Below are 22,648 nucleotides of genomic sequence, written 5' to 3' on the forward strand. Positions count from 1 at the left end.
GATGAGTCTATTGGAAGTGGCCGGTGTCGGCATATCTTTCGGCGGGCTGCGCGCAGTGCATGATGTCAGCTTCAATGTGCGCGCCGGCGAAATCGTTTCGGTTATCGGCCCCAATGGGGCCGGCAAGACCACCTTGTTCAACATGTTGTCCGGCGTGTACCAGCCGGGTTCGGGCGAAGTCCGGCTCGATGGCGAGCCGGTAACCGGCATGGCGCCGCACCTGCTGGCCAGGCGCGGCATGTCGCGCACGTTCCAGAACCTGCAGATTTTCCCTGCCATGACGGCGCTGGAAAATGTGGCGACCGGCTTTCACCTGCAAGAAAACGGTTCCCTGCTGGCGGACCTGCTGGGGCTGCCGTCGGCACGCCGGCGCACCCGCCGCTCAGAGGAGCAGGCGCGTGAGCTGCTTGAGCGCGTTGGCCTGGGGCGGGCAGCGGATTTCGAGGCGGCATCGCTGTCCTACGGTTCGCTCAAGCGCCTGGAAATCGCCCGCGCGCTGGCGCTCAAGCCGCGCCTGCTACTGCTGGACGAGCCGGCGGCAGGCTGCAATGCGGTCGAAACCGAGGAAATCGAGCATCTGGTGGCGGAAGTCGCCGCCAGCGGCATTTCCATCCTGCTGGTCGAACACGATATGAAGATGGTTATGCGTATCTCGAATCACATCGTGGTGCTGGACCATGGGGAAAAAATCGCCGAAGGCCTGCCGGCAGAGGTTGCCAGCCATCCGCGGGTGATCGAAGCCTATCTGGGCGCGGCGGCGAAGGAGGAGGCTGCGAAACATGCTGAGCGTTAATCAATTGCGGTCGCGCTATGGGCGCATCGAAGTCCTGCATGGTGTGGACCTGGAAGTCAGCGCCGGCGAGATCGTGGTGGTGGTCGGCGCCAACGGCGCCGGCAAGACCACGCTGCTGCGCTGCCTGTCTGGCATCCAGCCGGTGCAGGACGGCAGCATCGTCTTCCGGGGGCAGCGTTTCAACGATGTCCCTGCCTATCGGCGCGTCAAGCACGGCCTGGCGCAGGTTCCTGAAGGGCGGCAGATTTTCACCAGCCTGTCGGTAGAGGAAAACCTGCGCCTGGGCGCCTATTTGTATTCCGATGATAAAGTCGACCGGGACATGGAAGATGCCTTCCAGATGTTCCCGGTCCTGCGCGAAAAGCGCAACCTCGCCGCCGGAGGCCTGTCCGGCGGGCAGCAGCAGATGCTGGCCATGGCGCGCGCGCTGTTGAGCCGGCCTTCCTGCCTGCTGCTCGATGAACCCAGCATGGGTCTTGCGCCTATCCTGGTGGCGCAGATCTTCGATGTCGTCAAAAGCTTGAAGAGCCTGGATGTCACCGTCCTGCTGGTCGAACAGAATGCCTTTGGCGCCTTATCCATTGCGGATCGCGGCTATGTCATGGAAACTGGCAAGATCACGCTGTCCGGACCGGCACAGCAACTGATCGAAGACCCGCGCATCCGTTCGGCTTACCTGGGAATGTAGAAATGAGCATCACGATAGAACGCGAAGACGGCCTGGCCGTTGTCACCGTCGATTTTCCGCCCGTCAACGCCTTGTCGCAGGCCTTGCGCAGCGGCCTGATCGCCGCAGCGGAGGAATTGGACGCCGACCCTGGCGTGCAGGGGGTCGTCCTGATCTGCGCAGGCCGCACTTTCATCGCCGGCGCGGATGTCAGTGAATTCGGCAAGCCGCCGCAGGAGCCGCATCTGCCGGACGTCGTGACGCGCATCGAAAATGCTGCCAAGCCCTGGCTGGCCGCCATTCATGGCAGCGCGCTGGGTGGAGGCCTGGAAATCGCGCTGGCCTGCCGCTTCCGTGTGGCGCAGGCCGGCGCCCAGGCTGGGCTGCCGGAAGTCAAGCTGGGCCTGGTGCCTGGCGCCGGCGGTTGCGTTCGACTGCCGCGCCTGGTTGGCGCGCCGCTGGCTGTGGAAGTGATTACACGCGGTACGCCCCTGCCTGCGGCCAAGGCCTTGTCGGCCGGATTGTTCGACGCCGTGGTCGAGGGCGATCTGCGCCGCGAAGCCCTGGCCTACCTGCGCGCCGCCTTGCAGCGTCCCTTGCCCCAGGCTTTGCTGCAACGCGAGGTTGCACCGGTGGAAGCCGGGTTCTGGGAACAAGCCCAGGCGGACCTGAGCAAGCGTGCCGGCCGCGAGATTGCCCCGGGCCTTGCCCTGGAGTGCGTGCGCCGGGCCAGTGAGGGCAGTGTGCAGGATGCCCTGGCATTCGAGCGCGCCAGCTTCCTGGAACGCCGGGCTTCCGGGCAGGCGCGTGCGCTGCGTCATATCTTTTTCGCCGAGCGCGGCGCTACGCGTCCGCCCGAACTCAATGGCGTGCAAGCGCGAGCGGTGAACAGCGCCGCCGTGGTCGGTGGCGGCACCATGGGTGCAGGCATTGTGGTTGCCCTGCGTGATGCCGGTATTCCCGTGGTCTTGCTGGAACGGGATGACACGGCGCTGCAGCGCGGCCTGCAGCGGGTGTCCGACATCTACCAGAGCAGTGTCAAGCGTGGCCGCATCAGCGAGGGCGCGGCTGCCGAGCGCATCGGCGGGGTGCGCGGTACGACTGTCGATGCAGACCTGGCCGATGTCGACCTGGTCATCGAAGCGGTGTTCGAGGACCTGCAAGTCAAGCGCGATGTCTTCGCCCGCCTGTCCCAGGTGTGCCGCAACGACGCCATTCTGGCTACCAATACGTCCTATCTGGACCCGGCGCTGATCGCCGAAGGCCTGGTCGCGCCCGAGCGCTTCATCGGCCTGCACTTCTTCAGCCCGGCGCAGATCATGAAATTGCTGGAAATCGTACCGATTCCGCAAACGGCGCCCGATGTGCTGGCTGCCGGCTTTACGCTGGCGCGCCGCTTGGGCAAGATTCCGGTCCGTGCTGGAATCTGCGATGGTTTCATTGGCAACCGGATTCTGCGTACCCTGCGCGCGCAGGCGGAACGCCTGTTGCTGGCAGGCGCCACGCCGCAAGCGGTGGATGCGGCCATGCGCGCCTATGGCATGCCCATGGGGCCGTTCGAGGCCCAGGACCTGGGCGGGCTGGATATTGCCGCCTTCCAGCGCAAGGCGGCGCGCGAACGCGGCGAAGCCGTTTTTGCGCCGGTGGCGGACCGGCTGTGTGAACAAGGCCGTCTGGGTCAGAAGACCCAGGCGGGATGGTATGACTACGTGCCGGGCGAGCGCCGTCCCTTGCCGTCCGACACGGTAGCCAAGGTGATCGCCGAGGCGGCTGCCGGTGTGCCTCAGCGTGCTTGGAGCGAAGCGGAAATCATCGACAGCATTGTGTTGCCCATGGTGAATGAAGCGGCGTTGATCCTGGAAGAAGGCATCGCCCGGCGTGCCGTGGATGTCGACTTGGTTGAAGTCCACGGCTATGGCTTCCCGCGCTGGCGCGGCGGCCTGCTGCATGATGCCGAGGCGCGGGGATTGAAGGAGGTGGTGGCACGCCTGCGCGAGCTGGCGGCAGCCGGGTTGGCGCCTGAACCGTGCCGCAAGCTGGAGCAAGCGGCAGAAACTGGTACATTCTGAGTGTCGGACATTTTCCAGCATTCGTCATACCAGGCCCGTGAGCAACGCGAATCCCCACTCTGAAACTGGCCAGCCTGCCTTGCAGGCTGCCGCCCGTTCCCTGCCGGAAACCTTGGTGCAACGTCTGTTGGCTGCCAGTCCTCCCAAGGGGGCGGGCTTCATTGTCACCATCTATGGCGACGTCGTGGAGCCGCGTGGCGGCGTGCTTTGGATGGGCAACCTGATCGAAGCCTGCGCTGCCGTGGGTATCAGCGAAAGCCTGGTGCGTACGGCAGTGTCGCGCCTGGTCGCAGCCGGGCAACTGGAAGGGGAACGGGTGGGTCGGCGCAGCTTCTATCGTCTGACGGCGGAAGCCCGTGCGGAATTTGCCTACGCTGCCAGCATTCTTTATGAACCCCACGACGCCAGCCAATGGCGGCTGATTTATCTGGGGGGGAACGACCCGGACGCTACCATGCGCAGGCTTAAGCGGCTGGGTTATGCCGCGCTCAACCCACGCCTGGCGATCGGGCCGGACGGCGCGCCGGAACTGACGGACGATGCCTTGGTATGGGATGCCAGTGTCGTGCAGGGTGGGGCAGCCATGCGCCAGTTTGCAACGGAATACTGGGATTTCCAGAGTTATGCCGATGCATTCAGCGCTTTCATCGAGCGTTTTTCCCCAGTGCAGGAAATTGCCGCTAGCGTCGAGCCCGCCATGGCGTTGACCTTGCGCCTGCTACTGGTGCATCAATACCGGGGCATTGCCCTGCGCGCACCGCGCCTGCCGGTGCAAGCCTTGCCGTCAGACTGGGCCGGCCACGAAGCCCGGCGGTTATTTGCTACCCTCTATCTGGCCTTATCGCGGCCTGCGGAGCGCTTCATCGCCAATCATTTTATTGATGGCGATGGTGCCTTGCCGGAGGCGGGCCAGACCGTCAGGCAACGTAGTTTGCAGCTGCGGCAGATGCAGTAACCGGCTGGGCAGCATGCAAGCGCGCGATAGGGATATCGGCGCCGCCAGGCTGAAGGTTGACGACACGGCTGGCGCAAGACCATGTCCATGCCTACCTGGGCCTGCCATGGCGTCTGGCTTAACCAGGCCACCACGCTTTGCTCGCTTGCCTGTTTTGCCGTGCACCGCCAGCCTGGAGGCAGGCGATCCAGGCAGAGAGTGCTGGGGGAAAGGCATGCAGCGTTTCTGCCTTGGTGAGTTCGATTATATGGACCTGCATGGCCTGTCCCAAACCGGGCTGCAACTGCACGGCCGGACGTTGCGAGTCGCGTAGCGTGAAGTGCCAGTCGGCCTGTGCGGGGTAGTCGAGGTAGAGGTCATGGCCCAGCAGGCTGATGCTGACGACAGGCTTAAGTGCTTGATATTCCTGCCCGGTGTCGAGCTGGTCGGACAGCATGCGGGCGAGATAGAACAGATTGCGCTGCGGCCATTGGGGGGTAATGCCGCAATTGCATTTCGACATTGAAGAAGCTGCCGCAGGCATCTTTGGCCAGGATATCCAGAATAATCTGTTTGCTGGAAACGTCAGCGGGCAGAATATTCGGGTTGTGTAGCTGCACGACCTGGATGGGAGGATAGCGATAGCGTACCGCGTCCATGCGCAAGCGGGCTGAAAAACTCACAGTCAGGCTGGGCACTTGCACCTATGGCACTTGTCCCTATATCAGTTCTGGCATGACCATGTGCGCTTGCGATCTGCCGCCTGTCCCCGATGACCCACTACGCCTTGCCTCGGTCACCTGTACCAGCCAACCAGCGCCTCTCCCGTAAACACCACATCCACAACAGCTTCATCATACTGAAACATTACAAATTAATCGGAAACCCCTATTGAATTGTGATGCTTTTCGGTGCTTAATAGCACATAGAGAATACTATAACCGTCCGGTCGGTCAGCGAATGGCTGCTCCGGCCAACCAGGGAGAAGGAATCCATGACGGAAGCTTTTATCTGTGATGCCGTACGCACGCCCGTTGGGCGCTATGGCGGCGCCCTGTCCTCGGTCCGCGCCGATGATCTGGCCGCCGTACCGCTGGCGGCGCTCATGCAACGCCACCCGAATGCCGACTGGTCCAAAGTTGACGACCTCATCTTCGGCTGTGCCAACCAGGCAGGCGAAGACAACCGCAACGTCGCTCGCATGGCCGTCCTGCTGTCGGGCATGCCTATCGGCGTTCCGGCCACCACCGTGAACCGCCTGTGTGGCTCCGGTCTGGATGCGGTCGGCCTGGCCGCGCGCTCCATCCGTGCCGGCGATTGCGACTTCGTCGTTGCTGGCGGCGTTGAAAGCATGAGCCGCGCGCCCTTCGTCATGCCCAAAGCCGAAAGCGCCTTCTCCCGTGCCAATGCTGTCTATGACACCACCATCGGCTGGCGCTTCGTCAACCCGAAAATGAAGGCCGAGTTCGGCGTCGATACCATGCCGCAAACGGCGGATAACGTCGCGGCAGACTTCGGCATCAGCCGTGATGACCAGGATGCCTTTGCCGTGCGCAGCCAGGCCCGCTGGACCGCGGCCAACGAAGCCGGCATCTTTGCCGAAGAAATCGTACCGGTCACCATTCCGCAGAAAAAGGGCGACGCCATCATCGTCGAGCGCGATGAGCATCCGCGTCCCGGCACCAGCCTGGAACAGCTTGCGCGCCTCAAGGGCGTCAATGGCGCCGGCCTGACCGTCACCGCAGGCAACGCCTCGGGCGTGAACGACGGCGCCTGTGCATTGGTCATCGCCTCCGAGGCGGCAGCGCAACAGCAGGGCATGCGCCCGCTGGCGCGTGTGGTTGCCATGGCGGCCGCGGGTGTCGAGCCCCGCGTCATGGGTATTGGCCCGGTAGAGGCCAGCCGCCGCGTGCTGCAGCGCGCCGGCCTGTCCATCAAGGACATGGACCTGATCGAACTGAATGAAGCCTTTGCTTCCCAGGCATTGGCCGTGCTGCGTCAGCTGGGCTTGCCCGATGACGCCGGGCACGTCAACCCGAACGGCGGCGCGATTGCCATCGGCCATCCGCTCGGCATGAGCGGCGCTCGCCTGGCGACCACCGCTGCCTACCAGCTGCGCCGCCAGGGCGGCCGCTATGCGCTGTGCACCATGTGCATCGGCGTGGGGCAGGGTATCGCGATGATTATCGAGCGTGTTTGAAAGCCCCTTAATTAAAGCCTATCAAGGTACGGAGGCCAGACCATGTATGCACAAATGATTAAGACCGACAGCGATCGCGTGCGCAGCGTCGAAGAAATGTCGGAACAGGAACGCGAGTTCATGGCGCGCATCGAGCGTGGCGAAAAAATCGAGCCCAAGGAATGGATGCCCGAAGCCTATCGCAAGACTTTGATCCGCCAGGTTGGCCAGCACGCCCACTCGGAAGTGGTGGGCCAGCTGCCTGAAGGCAACTGGATCACGCGTGCGCCCACGCTGGAGCGCAAGGCCATCCTGCTGGCCAAGGTGCAGGATGAGGCCGGCCATGGCCTGTACCTGTACTGTGCGGCCGAAACGCTCGGTGTCAGCCGCGACGAACTGGTCGAGCTGCTGCACGCGGGCAAGATGAAGTATTCCTCCATCTTCAACTACCCGACGCTGAACTGGGCCGACATCGGCGCAGTGGGCTGGCTGGTTGACGGCGCCGCCATCATGAACCAGGTGCCGCTGCAACGCACGTCCTATGGCCCGTACAGCCGCGCCATGATCCGCATCTGCAAGGAAGAAAGCTTCCACCAGCGTCAGGGCTACGACATCATGATGAAGATGTGCGCCGGCAGCCCCGAACAGAAAGCCATGGCCCAGGATGCGCTGAACCGCTTCTGGTACCCGGCGTTGATGATGTTCGGGCCGTCCGACAAGGATTCGGTCCACTCGGCGCAATCCATGGCCTGGAAGATCAAGATCAATACCAACGATGAGCTGCGCCAGAAATTCGTTGACCAGACCGTGCCGCAGGCCAAGTACCTGGGCCTGACCATTCCGGACGAGAACCTGGTCTGGAACGAAGAGCGCGGTGCGCATGACTTCTCCGAGCCCGATTGGAATGAGTTTTTCGAAGTGCTCGCCGGCAACGGCCCGTGCAACCGCGAACGCCTGGGCGCGCGCGTCAAGGCATGGGAAGACGGCGCCTGGTTCCGCGAGGGCCTGGCTGCGCATGCCGACAAGCAACGCCTGCGCAAGCTGGCCGCCTGACGCGCCAGCCCCGGATACATCGAAAAAACTATTTGGAGCAAATCATCATGTCGCAAGAATGGCCCCTGTGGGAAATCTTCATCCGTGGCCAGCACGGCCTGAACCATCGTCACGTCGGCAGCCTGCATGCGCCGGACGCCGAGATGGCGATCAACAACGCCCGCGATGTCTATACGCGCCGCAATGAGGGCGTCAGCATCTGGGCAGTGAAGTCGGACGACATCGTCGCCAGCGTTCCTTCCAAGAAGGGCCCGCTGTTCGAACCGTCCAACTCCAAGGTCTATCGTCACCCGACCTTTTTCAAAATTCCTGAAGAAGTGGGGCACATGTAATGACTACCATCGTCCAACAAGCCTCGACCCAGGCGCTGCGCGAATTCCTGCTGCGCATGGGCGATAGCACGCTGATTCTCGGGCACCGCATTTCGGAATGGTGCGGACATTCGCCCGTCCTGGAAGAAGACATCGCCATGGCCAACGTGGCGCTGGACCTGATCGGGCAGACGCAGTTCTGGCTGGGACTGGCTGCTGAAGTCGAAGACGAAGGACGGACTGCAGACGATCTTGCCTACCTGCGCGACGCCGTGGCATTCCGCAACCTGCTGCTGGTCGAACAACCCAACGGTGACTACGCACATACGCTGATGCGCCAGTTCCTGTTCGATGCCTGGCACATCCTGCAACTCGAAGCCCTGCTGGAATCCAGTGATGCGCGCGTCGCGGAAATTGCTGGCAAGGCCATCAAGGAAGTCAGCTATCACCTGGACCGTACCAGTGAAATGGTGATCCGCCTGGGCGATGGCACGGCCGAAAGCCACAAACGCATGCAGACCGCGCTGGATGACCTGTGGTCGTACACCGGGGAAATGTTCCTGGGCGATGCCTGTGATGACGAAGTGGCGCAGGCCGGCATTGCGCCGGCGCCTGCATCGCTGCGCGACGCCTGGATGCAGACCGTGCGCGACGTGATGGAGCAGGCCACGCTGAAGGTGCCGGACAGTACCTATGCCCACCGTGGCGGCAAGCAGGGGCGCCACACCGAACACCTGGGCTTCATCCTGGCGGAAATGCAGTTCCTGCAACGCGCCTACCCCGGCTGCACCTGGTAGCGGAGCGCGCCATGGATATCCTGTCGCGTCCCGAAATCGAGCAGGTATGGCAGTGGCTGGAAGGCGTGCCTGATCCCGAGATTCCCGTGATTTCACTGGTGGATCTGGGCATCATCCGCGACGTCCGCTACGACGGGGAGACCCTGGTGGTGGTGGTGACACCGACCTACTCGGGTTGCCCGGCCACGACCGTCATCAATGAAGATATCGAAGCGGCGCTGCGGGCCCATGGCGTGACTGACCTGCGTCTGGAGCGCCAGCTCTCGCCTCCCTGGACATCCGACTGGATGAGTGACAAGGCCAGGGAAAGCCTGCGTGGCTATGGCATCGCGCCGCCGGTGGAAGAGGCCGGCGATGCGGCTGCGGCCGGCGCGGGCAAGCGGATCTGGCTGCGCCAGGAAAACGGCCCGTCCGTTACCTGTCCGCACTGTGGTTCCAAACACACCGCCAGGGTCAGCCAGTTCGGCTCCACACCATGCAAGGCCAGCTACCGCTGCCTGGATTGCCTGGAGCCTTTTGATTATTTCAAGTGCATTTGAACCAAATGCATAGAGAAGCCTAGCCAGCGAGGAGACCATGGCACGCTTTCACCCCTTGCAAGTTGTCGACGTGCGCCGCGAAACGCGTGACGCCGTCGTCGTGACGCTCAAGCCGCGCGCGGAAGACGGCGAACTGTTCAATTTCATTCCGGGCCAGTATCTGACCTTCCGTCGCGCATTCGACGGCGATGAGTTGCGCCGCTCCTATTCCATCTGTTCCGGGCTGGATGAAGGCGCCTTGCGCGTCGGCATCAAGCGCGTGGATGGCGGGGCATTCTCCAGCTGGGCCAATACCGAGCTCAAGCCGGGCGAAGTCCTGGAAGCCATGCCGCCGATGGGCAGCTTTCATATTCCGCTCGAACCCGACAATGCCCGCCATTACCTGGGTTTTGCAGGCGGCAGCGGCATCACGCCGGTGCTGTCCATCATCAAGAGCACGCTGGCGCGTGAACCCAAGTCCAGCTTCACGCTGGTCTATGCCAATCGCCAGATCAGCACGGTGATGTTCCGCGAGGAACTCGAAGACCTCAAGAATGAATACCTGGGCCGGTTCTCAGTCATTCACGTGTTCAACAGCGAAGGCCAGGAAATCGACCTGTTCACCGGTCACCTGGACCGCCAGAAATGCGACGAACTGTTCCGTCGCTGGATCGACCTGAAGTCGGTGCATACTGCGTTCATCTGTGGTCCGGAGCCCATGATGCTGGCTATCGCCGATGCGTTGGCGGGCAACGGCATGCCCAAGGAACGCATCAAGTTCGAATTGTTCGCCTCGGCCCAGCCGGGCAAGGCGCGCCGCAAGGAAAATTCGGCTGCGGCGACCGCCAATGTCGGTGTATGCGACGCCACAGTCACGCTGGATGGCGTGGTGCGCAGCTTCAACTTCCCCAAGCAGGGCCAGAGCATCCTGGATGCGGCGCTGGAAAACAGCATGGATGCGCCTTATGCCTGCAAGGCGGGGGTTTGCTCCACCTGCAAGTGCAAGGTGCTGGAAGGTGAAGTCGAAATGGCGATCAACCATGCGCTGGAAGACTACGAAGTCGAACAGGGCTATGTGCTGAGCTGCCAGGGCTTCCCGCTGAGCGACCGTGTGGTCGTCAGTTTCGATGAATAAATGAGCGGCGGGAGGAGACAATCCATGTCCGAAACCATGAATATCGAAGACTACCTGGCGCAGGGCGGTGTCCTGACGTCGCCAGGCAATGCGCCGCCGCGCTACCGCGGCGAGCTGATGCGGCTGATGTCCTCTTTCGTGGATAGCGAACTGGCGGCATCGGCAGGCTTTGCCGCGTCGATCAACTACGCGCCCGGCATCCGCGAACGCATCGCCGCTAGCCGCATCACGCTGGAAAAGGCAGACCACGCCGAACGCGTGCTTAACGTCATGCAGACCTTCGGCACCGATGTCGAACGCTACCAGCGCCAGCATGACTGGGCGGCGCGCGTGGCGCGCGACGCCGATCTCGGCACGACGCGCCATGGCGCCGATATGCGCCTGTCGGTGTTCCACTACCCCTTCACCGGCTGGACCGATGCCGTGGTCATGAACGTGCTGCAAGGCCTGGCGGCCGGCATCCAGTTCGAGGAATTTACGCGCGTGTCCTACGGCCCGCTGGCCGAGGTCTTCCGTGACATCGAGCCGCGTGAGCGGCGCCATGCGGAACTGGGCCTGGAAGGCCTGGAACGCATCGTGGCCGACCCCGAAGGCCGGGCCGATGCCTTGGCATCCATCGCCTACTGGCGCCCGCGGGTGGCTGCCACCTTTGGCCACGCCGGTTCGGCGCGCTATGACACCCTGGCCCGTTTCGGGCTGCGCCACGAGCCTAACGAAGTCCTGCTCACGCGCTGGGAGCAGCGGCTGGACGAATGCCTGGCGGCGCTGGAACTGTAGCCACGGGCCGAGCCATGCGACGGGGCTGGCCGCCCATGGGCCTGCTCCGGTTGCGTGGCGACGACACATACTGACAAGGCATGGGCAGCCGTTGGCTGCCTGTGCTTTTCCTGTAACAGGATTAAGAAGGAAAGCTTCATGAGCACATCTACTCACTCCCCGCGCCGGCTGGAAAGCTATGTCTGCGGCAAGTGGACCGCCGGCACCGGTACGGGCCAGACTCTGCTGGATGCCTCGACCGGCGAACCGGTTGCCGTGATCGACGCCACTGGCCTTGATTACCAGGCCATCCTGGCGCATGGCCGCAAGGCGGGTGGCGCGGCACTGCGCGGCATGACCTTCCACGAGCGCGCCAGCATGATCAAGGCCATCGGCCTGGCGTTGCTGGAAGTGAAGGAAGAACTCTATGCGCTTTCCTCGCGTACCGGCGCGACGCGCGTGGATAGCTGGGTGGACATCGAAGGCGGTATTGGCACCCTGCTGTCCTACGCCTCCAAGGGTCGTCGTGAATTGCCCAACACTCGCGTACTGGTTGATGGCACGGTAGAGCGTCTGTCCAAGGATGGCAGTTTCAGCGCGCAGCATATTCTCTCGCCGCTGCAAGGCGTGGCGGTGCATATCAACGCGTTCAACTTCCCGTGCTGGGGCATGCTGGAAAAACTGGCTCCGACCTGGCTGGCAGGGATGCCGGCCATTGTGAAACCCGCCAGCCAGACGGCCTATCTGACCGAGCTGATGGTGCGCCGCATCCTCGATACGGGCCTGCTGCCCGAAGGCGCATTGCAACTGATCTGCGGCAGCACCGGCGATCTGCTGGACCATGTTGCCGGCCAGGACGTCGTGACATTCACCGGTTCGGCGGCAACCGGGCACAAACTCAAGACCGGCCGCGCCATCGTGGCCAATTCGGTGCGTTTCAACATGGAGGCCGACAGCCTGAATGCCTCCGTGCTGGGGACCGATGCCGGACCGGATTCGGAAGAGTTCAAGCTGTTCGTGCGCGAAGTCGTCAACGAAATGACCACCAAGGCCGGGCAGAAGTGCACGGCCATCCGTCGCGTGATCGTGCCGCGCGCCCATACCGAAGCCGTGGTCGAGGCCTTGCGTGCCGCGCTGGCCAAGGTTGTGGTGGGCAATCCTACGACCGAAGGCGTCACCATGGGCCCGCTGGCCAGCCCCGATCAGCGCGTCGAGGTACAGGAACGCGTGCAGGAACTGCTGGCCGAGGCTCGCGTCGTCGTGGGCGATGCCGCACAGGCCGATACGGTTGGCAGCGCTTTCTATGCACCGGTGGTTCTGCTGTGCGAACAGCCGCTGGCTGCCCGCAAGGTGCACGAAGTCGAGGCGTTCGGACCTGTCAGCACCATCATGCCTTATGACACGCTGGATGAAGCCATTGAATTGGTGCGCCGTGGCCAGGGCAGCCTGGTGGCCTCGCTCTTCACCAATGATGCCGCCGTGGCCGAGACCGTGGTGCTGGGCATCGCCCCGTACCATGGCCGGGTCATGATCGGCAACCGTGCCAGCGCGCGCAGCTCCACTGGCCACGGTTCGCCCGTGCCTGGCGTGGTGCACGGCGGACCGGGCCGCGCGGGCGGCGGCGAGGAACTGGGCGGCCTGCGCAGCGTCATGCACTACATGCAGCGCACCGGCGTACAGGGTGCGCCGGCGTTGCTGGCTGCCGTGACCGGACGCTGGCTTGACGGCGCACCGGCGCAGAACGACGGCCGCCATCCGTTCCGCAAGTCGCTGGCGGAACTGCAGATCGGCGATCAACTGGTGACGGCCAAGCGCACGGTCACGCTGGATGACATCGAGCACTTTGCCAATTTCACCGGTGATACCTTCTACGCGCACATGGACGAAGCGGCAGCCAAGGCCAACCCCTTCTTCGATGGCCGTGTCGCCCACGGCTATCTCATCGTTTCCTTCGCTGCCGGCTTGTTCGTGGACCCGGCGCCGGGCCCCGTCCTGGCCAATTATGGCGTGGACAACCTGCGCTTCCTGACGCCGGTATACGCGGGCGATACGCTGGGCGTGCGCTTGACCTGCAAGGAGATCAACCCGCGCAGCAGCGCCGAACATGGCGAAGTTCGCTGGGATTGCATCGTGACCAATCAGGACGGCAAGCTGGTTGCCCAGTATGACGTCCTGACCATGGTCGCCAAGACCTGGCAATAAGGCGGAACGCAGCCATGGCACAGATATTTTCTTTCGATGGCGTGGTGCCGGTGGCGCACCCGAGCGCGTGGCTGCATCCGTCGGCCACGCTCATTGGCGACGTCATCATCGGGCCTGCCTGCTATGTCGGGCCGGGCGCGGTGTTGCGCGGCGACTTTGGCCGCATTGTTCTGGAGGCTGGTTCCAACATCCAGGACAACTGTGTGGCCCATAGTTTTCCCGATGCCGACGTCATCGTGGCGGAGGAGGGGCATATCGGCCATGGTGCCATCCTGCACGGCTGCACCGTGGGGCGCAATGCCATGGTAGGCATGAATTCGGTGGTCATGGACCGTGCGGTAATAGGCGCCAATGCCATCGTCGGTGCCATGGCTTTCGTCAAGGCCGGCATGGAAATCCCGGACGGGCACCTGGCGCTTGGTTCGCCTGCGCGGGTGGTGCGCCAGCTTTCCGAGCAGGATATCGCCTGGAAACGCGAGGGTACGCTGATCTACCAGCGCCTGGCGCTGGAGGCGCCCGACAGTATGGTGCAGTTGGAAGCGCCGCTGGCCGAAGCACAAGCCGATCGCCGCCGGGTACGTTCGCCGGCCTATGACCCCTTATTGATCGAACGTCTCAAGCGCAGCCGGGGCGCTTGAGACGCGTCGCGTCAGCCGACCATGCCAGGCTGGCGTGGGAAAACAGCTGGTGCACCAGGCTGGCCGTCGTATCCAGGCCCAGTGGAATGACAAAACGCGGGAAGCGTTCCGCCGTGGCAACGCCAATATCTGCCGTGGCAGCTGCCAGCCGCCGTTCCGCTGCGCGGATATCCGGGCGTTGGCGCAGCATCTCTGACGGCAGTATGGCAGGCAGGTGCGGTGCCTGCGGTTGGGAGGCAGGCGCGGCATCCGGGGCGAGCAGGTCATCAAGCGCCGCCGGGTAGCCGCCGGCCAGTACCGCAATGGCATGGCGCAGGCGGGTGGCGTCTGCCTGCAGCGCCGGCAGCCTGGCTTCACCCAATTCACGCTCGGCGCGGGCTTGCGAGACTTCATGGCCTGTCGCCAGCCCATGTTCCAGCAAGCGTTCGGTCAGGGTTTCGGTTTCTGCCAGCGTGGCGACATGGGCGTGGGCGATGTGCTGCCGCGCTTCGGTGGCGCGCAGCGTGGCATAGGCGTTGGCCAGCTCCGCCAGCAGGCTTTGCAGCACCGCGTGGCTGTCTTCGCTGACGGCATCGGCATAGGCGTCGGCGGATTCGAGTGCGCGCCGGCGCCCGCCAAAGATGTCGATTTCCCAACTGGCATCCAGCCCCAGGCGATAGGCGCGGGATTCGCCGATGCCGGGCGGATAATCCAGCGCGGTGGCCGAGCGTTGGGCCGTGGCGTCCGCACCGGCGCCGATGGATGGCAGCAGTCCGGCCGCGACCTGATCGCGTTCCGCACGGGCTTGAACCAGGCGCTCGCGCGCCATGGCCAGGTCCTGGTTGTGGCGCAGCGCCAGCCGAACCAGCGTATCGAGCACCGGATCTTCGAAAGATTGCCACCAGCGCTGCAGCGTTGATGCATCCTCCGTTGTGGCGGTGGCGGCCGACCATGTCTGGGGGTGAGGCGGGACATAGGGCTGGTAATCCGGGCCAACTGCTGCGCAGGCGGCCAGGGTGGCGGCTGGCAGCAGGCCCAGGAAACGGGTGCGGCGGGGCAGGGACAGGTGTTTCACGTCGTGCTCCTTACAGGATGGTGCTCAGCCAGGAAGCAAGCCTGCCATGGGCGCTCGGGCCTGCACCAGGTTCGTCAACGGCCACGCTGCAGGTCATGCCGGCGGCAAGAACAATGTGTTCCGGAACCTTGTCGAGCGCGATGCGCACGGGAATGCGCTGGGCCAGGCGCACCCAGCTGAAGGTCGGATTCACGGCAGGCAGGCCATGGGAATCCGGCACATCGTTTTCGTCGGCAATGCCGCGGCCTATGGATTCGACATGGCCCTCGATCTCTTCGTCGTGCCCCATCAGCCGGATGCGGGCGGTGGCGCCGCTGCGGATGCTGGGCAGCTTGGTTTCCTCGAAGTATCCCGTGACCCAGAAGCTGTTGGCGTCCAGCAGGGTGAGGTTCGGCTGCCCCGAGACCGCGTAATCTCCGGCCTGCAGACGCAGGTGCGTGATATAGCCTTCCACTGGCGCCGTTATGACGCTGCGCGCCAGATCCAGTTCGGCGACTTCAAGGCTGGCCTGGGCCTGGCGTACCTGGGTGCGGGCAATGGCGACGGAGCGTCCGGCGCGCTGGATGTCCTCGCGCGGGAGGATATCGTCCAGGCCATGGCGGCGCCGCGACTCGTCCAGGCGCTGGCGCAGGGTTTCTTCGGCCGCAGCCAGCCTGGCGCGGGCTTCTTCCACGGCCAGCTCGAAGCGTTGCGGGGAGATGCGATACAGCACTTCTCCCTGCCGGACATACTGGTTGTCGCGGACGGCGACCTCGACGACCGTGCCCGAGACTTCGGGCGCGCTTTGCACGACATGGGCGCTGACCCGGCCATCCCGGGTCCAGGGCGCCAGTACATAGGTTTGCCAGAGGGCGCGCACCAGAAAGGCTGCCGCCACCAGGATGGCCAGGGTCAGAAGAATGCGCGAGAGATTGCGGAACAGGGGTTTCATCATGGTTCAACAGCTCGGAAAAGCGGGGCGGTCAGAGATAGAGGATCAGTGCGGCGAGCAGGATCAGGGAGACGGCGAATTCGAATAGTGCAGGGTGCCAGACGCGCCGCAGCAGGCCGCTGCGGGCCAGCAGGGAGCGCATGATGAGATAGACCGGGATGGTCACGCAGGCATAGAAGAAAAAGGGCGGCATGTAGATACCGGCCAGGGCGAATTCACTCAGCATGAGTGGCTCCAGGTCATGACGTCGTGTCGAAGTAGGCGGCATGGCGGCGCAATAGCGCGTCCATGTCGGTGAAGGCCGCCAGGGCGCGCTGCACATCACGGCGGGCCGTGACCGGGCAATGCGCCAGCAGTGCGGCGAGCTGGCGGGCGCAACGGCGCGCATGGATGGCGCAGCGGGAGGGGTGGCGTGCGCTTCTGGCGGTACGGGCCATCTTTGCCAAGCCGTTATGGACTTGTTTGCGAGCGGTGGCTGGCAGGGCGGCATGCCGCAGCTGGTGCCGGATGCGCAGTACTTCACGCCCGGTATGCAGGGCGGCGATGGCATCGCTGACGGCCTGCAGCATGAGCTCGGGGTGTCCTTTCAGTTGGGCGCCAAGCTGGGCGATACGATGCTGCTGGCGTTGTTGCCAGGCTTGTGCCATCGCACCCCGGCCGCGCAATAGCGCCAGGCTGTCGTCCCGGATCGCATGGCGCAGGCGGATCTGGTCCCGCGCTGGATTGCGCGGCAGGATGAGCTGGAACACCAGGACGACGAACAGGGTTGCAAGTATCCAGGCGGCCGAGAAATTCAGGAAGTCGAGCAGGCCGTAGTGCATGGGGTTGCCGGCTGCAGCCAGGGTATTGAAAGCCACCAGATAGGCCAGCCCTGCGAGCGCGCGATGGGGCACGCTGGTTGCGTGGATGCCGGGCAGCCAGAACAGCGCCAGCGTCAGCAGCAACAGGGGCAATCCGTCGAGAAGGGGGAAGATCAGGAAGGAACAGACAAATGCGGCAGGCACGGCCCAGATCGTGCCTTTGACGAATTGCCAGGCACCCGCTGCCGGATTGCCTGCCGTGGCCAGCAGGGCGCAGTAGGGGGCCAGTACCAGCAGCATCATGTCGCCGTAGCTCCAGCCGGTCTGTAGCCAGAACAATCCCGCCAGAACGATGGCAAGCATGGAGCGTACGCCGTTGCGCAACGCGCCACCCCAGTCGCGATGAAAGCGCACGGGAGCGAGGCGGCCCTGCACGGGGCGGCTGGACAGCGCGGAAAGCCCGGCCAGCGCCCCCAGGTAGGCATCAAGCTGTTCGAGCAGGCGGTCTGCGGCGATAAGCAGCGCGGCTTCCTGGGCCGGGTGGTGCAGGTCTGTGTCCTGCAGCGCCGAAATGAACTGGCGTCGTGCCTGCAGCAGCAGTGTACGCGCCGCGCCGGCGCCTTCTGCACCTTGTTCCAGCCGTGCGGCTGCCTGTTCCCAGGCTTGTTGCAGCGGCGCCTGCAGGCGCTGCACAGCCTTGGCGCTGGCGCTGTCGGCAGCCAGCGGCATGGCGCCGCCGGCCAGCGCGCCGAACAGCGAGGCCATGCCATGGCGTACACCGGCTGCGCGCTGGGCCAGTTCTTCGGATTCGGCCTTGCCTACGGCGAGCAGGTCGTCCAGCGCATAAATGTCGCCCAGGACCCCGAGGCGGCGCGTCGCCGCAGCCGTGGCGTCACCGTGCTGGCTGGCAATGGCGCCAGCGGCGTTGCCAGCCAGTTTTGCATACAGTGCTGCCAGGCGGCCGCGCACGCTGCGCCGGCTCATCAAGGCCGTGACCAGGCCCAGGCACATGACGCCGATAACGACGGTCGAACCCCGTCCCATGACATGCTCGAACGTCGCTTCAGGGTGCCCCATGGCGCCGTAGGTGGCCAGGCCGATGGTGTAGCCCGCGACCACGACGCCGGAGGCGCGGAAGTGCCGCAGCAAGGTCATGCCGGCGACGCAAAGCCCGAGCCAGCATCCGAAACCGAGCAGGAAAAGCAGGGGCATCTGGCCGGCCACGGACATCAGGATGAATGCGACCAGCATGCCGGCAATCGTACCGATGATGCGCCAGGCGCCTTTGCCGATCACGGCGCCCTGGACTGGATTGATCACCAGCAGGACCGTGGATGCCGCGGAATAGGGCATTTCCAGGTCCAGCAGATAGGCCACCACCAATGCCAGGGCTGCGGCCAGGATGGACCGCAGGATATAGCCGTTGCGCGGGGTGAAAAGCCAGAACTGTCCGGCGCAGCGGTCCAGCCATTGGACCGGGCGGGCAAGGCGCGGGCTGGCGGAAGCCGGTGAAGCCAATTGCTGAGACACTTTCTCATTCGCTCGTTGATTCTTGATGGAGCAAGTGTAGGAGTGCCGATGGATGACGAAAAGTTGATGTTTTGCACATTAGCAGTGTGTTTCACGCACTGCTCTGCGAGGCTGGCAGCCCGCTTGCCGTTTCCGCAGGGGCCCTGGTTGTCTGTCAGCGGGCGTCGGGCGAGCGTGGCGGGCGCTGGGGCGTGGCGGAATGACCGAGCTGGTTGCCCATGCGGTTGCTCAGCGTGGCCGGCGTGGGAATGCCGATCTGATTGGGCGCTTGCCGCAGCGGCGCTTCCGACGGCGTAGTGTCCGCGGCGGGGGGCTGGTTGGAGGGGGGCGGGGTCATCTGCTGGCTCAGGCAGTCATATGACAACCCGCGATAGCCATCGACCTCAACCTCCACACAGGCCCTGGATTCGCTGGCTGTGGCGGGCGTGGCGGTGTCGTCCGCGCTGGGCTGGGCCGCGGCAACCGGCAGCGTGGCGGCCAGCAGCCAGGCCAAGGGCACACTGGCGGCCAGGCGCAGCCAGGCGTCATGGCTGGGGGAAAAGGGAAAGCAGGGTAGCCGGCGAACGGGCATGGCGGGGCTCCTGGTCTGCGGGGGTTCCGGGGACACCGCAGGCGGCAAGCAATGGGCGAAGAGGGGAAAGTAGGGAAAGTGTGCCCGTGGAGCCAGGCGCGCCTGATGAATTTTTTATGACATTGCATCGGTTCGACGGTGCTGGAACGTCTAGTAGCCAAACCCATGCGAATCGCGCATGGAGGGCTATTTCACGAGGACGAGTGCTTTTCCATGCATCACTCCAACATTACCGGCTTTTCGGCGTGCCAGCGGGGGGCCTGTGCCGTCATGCTGCTGCTGGGCGTGCATATGGCCGCGCAAGCGCAGGATGCGGCGCCTGCCGGGGATGACGTCCGGCGCGTCAATATCAACGAATTCATCGTGCGCGGCAATACGGTGCTCGATAACAAGACCATCGAAGCGGCCGTCTATCCGCATATGGGGCCGCAACGCACGCTGGAAGATATCGAGGCGGCACGCGATGCGCTGCAGACGGTCTATCACGAGCACGGCTACCAGTCTGTGTATGTGGACCTGCCCGAGCAATCCGTTCAGGGCGGCGTGGTCATCCTGCAGGTTGCCGAAACCCGAGTCGGGCGCCTGAAGGTAGTGGGCGCCAGGCATTATTCACCGTTGGCGATACGTGACGAAGTGCCGGCGCTGCGTGAAGGCGAGGTGCCCGATTTCAATGCGGCGCAGGCCCAGCTGACTGAACTTAACCAGACGGCCAGCCGCCAGGTGCTGCCGCTGGTACGGGAAGGCCGGATACCCGGCACCATGGATGTCGACCTGCAAGTCGAAGACAAGCGCCCCTGGTATGTCAGTGCCGGCCTGAACAATGACTACAGTGCCGATACCCGCAAGTTGCGGGCGGTGCTCAGCGTGGGGCATGACAACCTGTGGCAGCGCGGGCATTCCGTGTCCCTGAGCTTCTTCACGGCTCCCCAGGAAATCAGCAAGCTCAAGGTTTTTTCGGGCTCTTACTCCCTGCCGCTGTCGCGTGACTGGAGCTTGCAGGTGGCGGGCTACAGCTCCGACAGCAAGGTCGCCACGGTGGGCGGCACCAACGTGCTGGGCAAGGGCCACTCCTTTGGCGTTGCCGCTACCTATACCGTGCCAGGCCAGGGAGATTGGCATCACTCGCTGGGAATCGGGGCCGACTACAAGGATTTCGACGAAACCGTGCGTTTCGGCAATGTGGACGACACGGTGCCGCTGACCTACGTACCTATCACGCTTTCCTATAACGGCTACCGCTATGCGGACAGCGCGCAGAGCACGCTGGGGCTCAGCCTGGTGACCGCCACGCGTTCCATGTTCGGCCTGAACAGCGATTGGCGCGACTTTGACTACAAGCGCTATCTCGCCAGCCCGAGCTTCGCTGTTTTCAAGGGGGATATGACGCACAACCAGGGCCTGGGACGCGATTGGCAGCTGTATCTGCGTGGCAGCTTCCAGGTGGCTTCCGGGGCCCTGGTGTCCAACGAGCAGTTCTCTGCCGGCGGTGCCAACAGTGTGCGCGGCTATCTTGCGGCGGAAGCCAGTGCGGATGAAGGCTTGCTGGGTTCCATGGAATTGCGCACGCCGTCGCTGGGCGCTTGGCTGGGCAACGCCGTCACTGATTGGCGCTGGCATGTGTTTGCCGAGTGGGCCGGGCTGCGCCTGCGCGACCCGTTGCCTGAACAGCAGCGCATTTTCCACCTGGGCAGCGTCGGCCTGGGCACCCGGATGCAGGTCATGGATTGGTTGTCGGCCAACCTGGACTGGGCCTATCCGCTCTATGCCGGCTCCGAGACTCGCAGATATCACCCGCGCTTGCATTTCAACCTGCGGGCCAATTTCTAGGCTTCTTTGATTCAACCATCCGGATGACGGATTTCGGAGTACGACTATCATGCAACGCTTGATCATGCTGGTATTGGCCTGCCTGGCCAGTATCCTTCCTGCGGTGGCCAGCGCCTGGTGGCAGCCAGACTGGCAATTCCGCAAGCAGATTGCCGTGGATACCACGCCACAGGGCGCGGCGATAACGGAAAACGTCGGCCGCACGCCATTGCTGGTGCGCCTGCATACGGGCAATTTCATTTTTGATGGCGTGGCCGAAAACGGTGCCGACCTGCGCTTTGTGGCTGCCGATGACCGCACTGTCCTGAATTACCAGATCGAAACCTTCGATCCCTTGCTGGGTATGGCGCTGGTCTGGGTGGACGTGCCTGAAGTTGCTGGCGCGCAGCGCCAGGACATCTGGATGTACTACGGCAACCCGGCGGCGCCGGCGGCTGCCAACGGGCAACTGAGTTTCGACCCCAACTACACGCTGGTCTATCATTTCAACGGTCCGGCCGAAGCGCCGGCGCGTGACACCACGGCTTACGGCAACCATGCACAGACCCCGGCCGCAGGCCTGGTCGATGGCGTGGTCGGCCGCGCCGCGCAGTTTGTCGGCGGTGCGCCGTTGATGCTGCCCGCGAGTCCGTCACTGGCCATTCCGGCAGCCGGTGCATTTACCTTCAGCGCCTGGGTGCGGGCCGACCAGCCTGCTGGCGAACAATTGATCTATGCACGCCGCGACGCCGGCAATTCGCTGCTGATCGGCAGCAGCCAGGGCATCCCTTTCGTAGAGGTCAACGGCCAGCGCTCGCAGCCCGGCCAGCCGCTGGCTGCCGGGGCCTGGCAGCATCTGGCCGTGACGGCCGAAGACGGTCAGGTCAAGCTCTATGTCAATGGCCGCCAGAGCACGGCGCTGGCCGCGAACCTGCCGCCGCTGGCCACGGCCGCCGCGTTGGGCGGGGACGTGCCCACCGTGCCAGTCTTGTCTGCGGAAGGCAGCCTGGTGGCACCGGCTGTATCGGCCTATGCGCCGTTTGTCGGTGCGCTGGATGAAATCCGCCTGTCGAAAATCGCCCGTCCTGCCGCGTTGATCCTGGCCGATGCCACGGCGCAGGGCAGCGAATCGCGCCTGGTGCAGTACGGTGCGGACGAAGAGCAGTCCGGCTTCAACCTGGGCGGCCTGGCCTTTCTGGTGAAATCCGTGCCTATAGACGCCTGGGTCGTGATCGCCGTGCTTGTGTTCATGATGATCCAGTCGTGGATCATCATGATTGCCAAGAGCCGCCGCGTGGGCCGCGTCGAGCGGGCCAACGACGCTTTCCGTCAGGCCTTCTCCAAGGTCGGCAGCCGCCTGGAAATGATGGCGGACAACGAACCGCTGGCGGCCAAACTGAAGGATGCGTCGCTCTGGCGCCTGTATGAAACGGCGATCAATGAGCTGCGGGTGCGCCGCAGCCAGGGCATGGATATGTCGGCGATTTCCCCGGCCACCATCGAGTCCGTGCGCGTATCCATGGAAACCACGCGCACCCGTGAAAACCAGCAACTGGGGGCACGGCTGGGGACATTATCGAACGCCATTGCCGGCGGCCCCTATATCGGCCTGCTGGGCACGGTGCTGGGCATCATGGTGGTGTTCCTGGGCACGGCCATGGCCGGTGACGTGAACATCAATGCGATTGCCCCGGGCATGGCGGCTGCGCTGCTGGCAACGGCCATGGGCCTGTTCGTCGCCATTCCCGCCTTGTTCGGCTACAACCGGCTGGCCTCGCGCAACCGGAACGTCAATGCGGACATGCGTGTCTTTGTCGACGAGTTCGTCACGCGCCTGGCCGAAACCAGCGGTGCTGGCCAGGTGCGCTTTGCCGCCCCTGAGCCGCAGGCTGCCTGAGGAGGAA

General features: G+C 64.1%; 22 protein-coding genes. 15 read left to right on the plus strand and 7 right to left on the minus strand.

Going from position 1 to position 22,648, the window contains the following annotated elements; all coding sequences use genetic code 11:
- Position 1 precedes the first annotated feature (1 nt).
- The 4 genes from ACEW7X_RS03855 to ACEW7X_RS03870 are packed head-to-tail and all read left to right on the plus strand — an operon-like array spanning position 2 to position 4,484.
- Entirely contained in the window at positions 2 to 793 is a 792-nt protein-coding gene (locus ACEW7X_RS03855) for an ABC transporter ATP-binding protein (protein WP_068371702.1), read from the plus strand.
- Positions 780 to 1,481: an ABC transporter ATP-binding protein gene (locus ACEW7X_RS03860; RefSeq protein ID WP_068371705.1), complete on the plus strand. Its 702-nt coding sequence runs from the start codon at positions 780 to 782 to the stop codon at positions 1,479 to 1,481. Before ACEW7X_RS03855 ends, ACEW7X_RS03860 begins: the two co-directional genes overlap by 14 nt.
- A 2-nt stretch (positions 1,482 to 1,483) precedes the next feature.
- Positions 1,484 to 3,529 carry a 3-hydroxyacyl-CoA dehydrogenase NAD-binding domain-containing protein gene (locus tag ACEW7X_RS03865; protein WP_420177620.1) on the plus strand — a complete coding sequence of 682 codons (2,046 nt, stop codon included), beginning with the start codon at positions 1,484 to 1,486 and terminating at the stop codon, positions 3,527 to 3,529.
- Positions 3,530 to 3,566: 37 nt separating this feature from the next.
- Positions 3,567 to 4,484 (plus strand): PaaX family transcriptional regulator C-terminal domain-containing protein, encoded by a 918-nt coding sequence (locus ACEW7X_RS03870; RefSeq protein ID WP_127773293.1) that lies wholly within the window; start codon positions 3,567 to 3,569, stop codon positions 4,482 to 4,484.
- Between the two features lie 118 nt (positions 4,485 to 4,602).
- On the opposite strand, the gene ACEW7X_RS03875 is transcribed toward ACEW7X_RS03870, so the two are convergent.
- Together ACEW7X_RS03875 and ACEW7X_RS03880 are read right to left on the minus strand one after the other, a co-directional pair.
- Complete coding sequence (locus ACEW7X_RS03875; RefSeq protein ID WP_068371710.1) at positions 4,603 to 4,986, minus strand: PD-(D/E)XK nuclease family transposase; 384 nt, start codon at positions 4,984 to 4,986, stop codon at positions 4,603 to 4,605.
- Complete coding sequence (locus ACEW7X_RS03880) at positions 4,874 to 5,122, minus strand: PD-(D/E)XK nuclease family transposase (RefSeq protein ID WP_416054060.1); 249 nt, start codon at positions 5,120 to 5,122, stop codon at positions 4,874 to 4,876. Before ACEW7X_RS03880 ends, ACEW7X_RS03875 begins: the two co-directional genes overlap by 113 nt.
- Before the next feature lie 335 nt (positions 5,123 to 5,457).
- Between ACEW7X_RS03880 and pcaF the strand changes: the two genes are divergently transcribed.
- The 9 genes from pcaF (at position 5,458) to ACEW7X_RS03925 (ending at position 14,052) form a co-directional block, all read left to right on the plus strand.
- A complete protein-coding gene (pcaF, locus tag ACEW7X_RS03885; protein ID WP_127773295.1) occupies positions 5,458 to 6,663 on the plus strand; it encodes a 3-oxoadipyl-CoA thiolase in 1,206 nt (401 codons plus the stop codon).
- A 42-nt stretch (positions 6,664 to 6,705) separates the two neighbouring features.
- Complete coding sequence (gene paaA, locus ACEW7X_RS03890) at positions 6,706 to 7,695, plus strand: 1,2-phenylacetyl-CoA epoxidase subunit PaaA (protein WP_068371717.1); 990 nt, start codon at positions 6,706 to 6,708, stop codon at positions 7,693 to 7,695.
- A gap of 47 nt (positions 7,696 to 7,742) precedes the next feature.
- Positions 7,743 to 8,027: a 1,2-phenylacetyl-CoA epoxidase subunit PaaB gene (gene paaB, locus ACEW7X_RS03895; protein ID WP_068372050.1), complete on the plus strand. Its 285-nt coding sequence runs from the start codon at positions 7,743 to 7,745 to the stop codon at positions 8,025 to 8,027.
- Positions 8,027 to 8,803, plus strand: a complete 777-nt coding sequence (gene paaC, locus ACEW7X_RS03900) for a 1,2-phenylacetyl-CoA epoxidase subunit PaaC (RefSeq protein WP_068371719.1) — start codon at positions 8,027 to 8,029, stop codon at positions 8,801 to 8,803. The genes paaB and paaC overlap by 1 nt, the downstream gene beginning before the upstream one ends.
- 11 nt (positions 8,804 to 8,814) lie before the next feature.
- Positions 8,815 to 9,342, plus strand: coding sequence for a 1,2-phenylacetyl-CoA epoxidase subunit PaaD (gene paaD / locus ACEW7X_RS03905; protein ID WP_068371721.1), 528 nt, complete (start codon positions 8,815 to 8,817; stop codon positions 9,340 to 9,342).
- A gap of 37 nt (positions 9,343 to 9,379) precedes the next feature.
- Entirely contained in the window at positions 9,380 to 10,456 is a 1,077-nt protein-coding gene (gene paaE, locus ACEW7X_RS03910; RefSeq protein ID WP_068371724.1) for a 1,2-phenylacetyl-CoA epoxidase subunit PaaE, read from the plus strand.
- Between the two features lie 24 nt (positions 10,457 to 10,480).
- Complete coding sequence (locus ACEW7X_RS03915; protein ID WP_130487269.1) at positions 10,481 to 11,233, plus strand: Phenylacetic acid catabolic protein; 753 nt, start codon at positions 10,481 to 10,483, stop codon at positions 11,231 to 11,233.
- Between the two features lie 138 nt (positions 11,234 to 11,371).
- Positions 11,372 to 13,414, plus strand: coding sequence for a phenylacetic acid degradation bifunctional protein PaaZ (gene paaZ / locus ACEW7X_RS03920; RefSeq protein ID WP_253103556.1), 2,043 nt, complete (start codon positions 11,372 to 11,374; stop codon positions 13,412 to 13,414).
- A gap of 14 nt (positions 13,415 to 13,428) precedes the next feature.
- The gene (locus tag ACEW7X_RS03925; protein ID WP_420177621.1) at positions 13,429 to 14,052 is read left to right on the plus strand and encodes a transferase hexapeptide repeat family protein; all 624 of its coding nucleotides are present in this window, start codon (positions 13,429 to 13,431) and stop codon (positions 14,050 to 14,052) included.
- On the opposite strand, the gene ACEW7X_RS03930 is transcribed toward ACEW7X_RS03925, so the two are convergent.
- From ACEW7X_RS03930 to ACEW7X_RS03950, 5 genes are all read right to left on the minus strand, one after another.
- On the minus strand, positions 14,030 to 15,106 hold the full coding sequence (locus ACEW7X_RS03930) for an efflux transporter outer membrane subunit (RefSeq protein WP_420177622.1): 1,077 nt from the start codon (positions 15,104 to 15,106) through the stop codon (positions 14,030 to 14,032). The genes ACEW7X_RS03925 and ACEW7X_RS03930 overlap by 23 nt on opposite strands.
- 10 nt (positions 15,107 to 15,116) lie before the next feature.
- The gene (locus tag ACEW7X_RS03935) at positions 15,117 to 16,040 is read right to left on the minus strand and encodes an HlyD family secretion protein (RefSeq protein ID WP_238591387.1); all 924 of its coding nucleotides are present in this window, start codon (positions 16,038 to 16,040) and stop codon (positions 15,117 to 15,119) included.
- Positions 16,041 to 16,068: 28 nt separating this feature from the next.
- Positions 16,069 to 16,263 carry a DUF1656 domain-containing protein gene (locus tag ACEW7X_RS03940; RefSeq protein WP_068371745.1) on the minus strand — a complete coding sequence of 65 codons (195 nt, stop codon included), beginning with the start codon at positions 16,261 to 16,263 and terminating at the stop codon, positions 16,069 to 16,071.
- Between the two features lie 13 nt (positions 16,264 to 16,276).
- Positions 16,277 to 18,367 (minus strand): FUSC family protein, encoded by a 2,091-nt coding sequence (locus ACEW7X_RS03945; protein ID WP_253103548.1) that lies wholly within the window; start codon positions 18,365 to 18,367, stop codon positions 16,277 to 16,279.
- Positions 18,368 to 18,521: 154 nt separating this feature from the next.
- A complete protein-coding gene (locus tag ACEW7X_RS03950) occupies positions 18,522 to 18,938 on the minus strand; it encodes a hypothetical protein (RefSeq protein WP_253103545.1) in 417 nt (138 codons plus the stop codon).
- A gap of 213 nt (positions 18,939 to 19,151) precedes the next feature.
- Here ACEW7X_RS03950 and ACEW7X_RS03955 point away from each other — a divergent pair, with 213 nt between their 5' ends.
- Positions 19,152 to 20,765: a ShlB/FhaC/HecB family hemolysin secretion/activation protein gene (locus ACEW7X_RS03955; RefSeq protein WP_068371748.1), complete on the plus strand. Its 1,614-nt coding sequence runs from the start codon at positions 19,152 to 19,154 to the stop codon at positions 20,763 to 20,765.
- Positions 20,766 to 20,814: 49 nt separating this feature from the next.
- Positions 20,815 to 22,641, plus strand: coding sequence for a DUF2341 domain-containing protein (locus tag ACEW7X_RS03960; protein WP_420177623.1), 1,827 nt, complete (start codon positions 20,815 to 20,817; stop codon positions 22,639 to 22,641).
- Positions 22,642 to 22,648: the final 7 nt, after the last annotated feature.

The organism is Kerstersia gyiorum, from assembly GCF_048595715.1.
GTDB lineage: Bacteria > Pseudomonadota > Gammaproteobacteria > Burkholderiales > Burkholderiaceae_B > Kerstersia > Kerstersia gyiorum.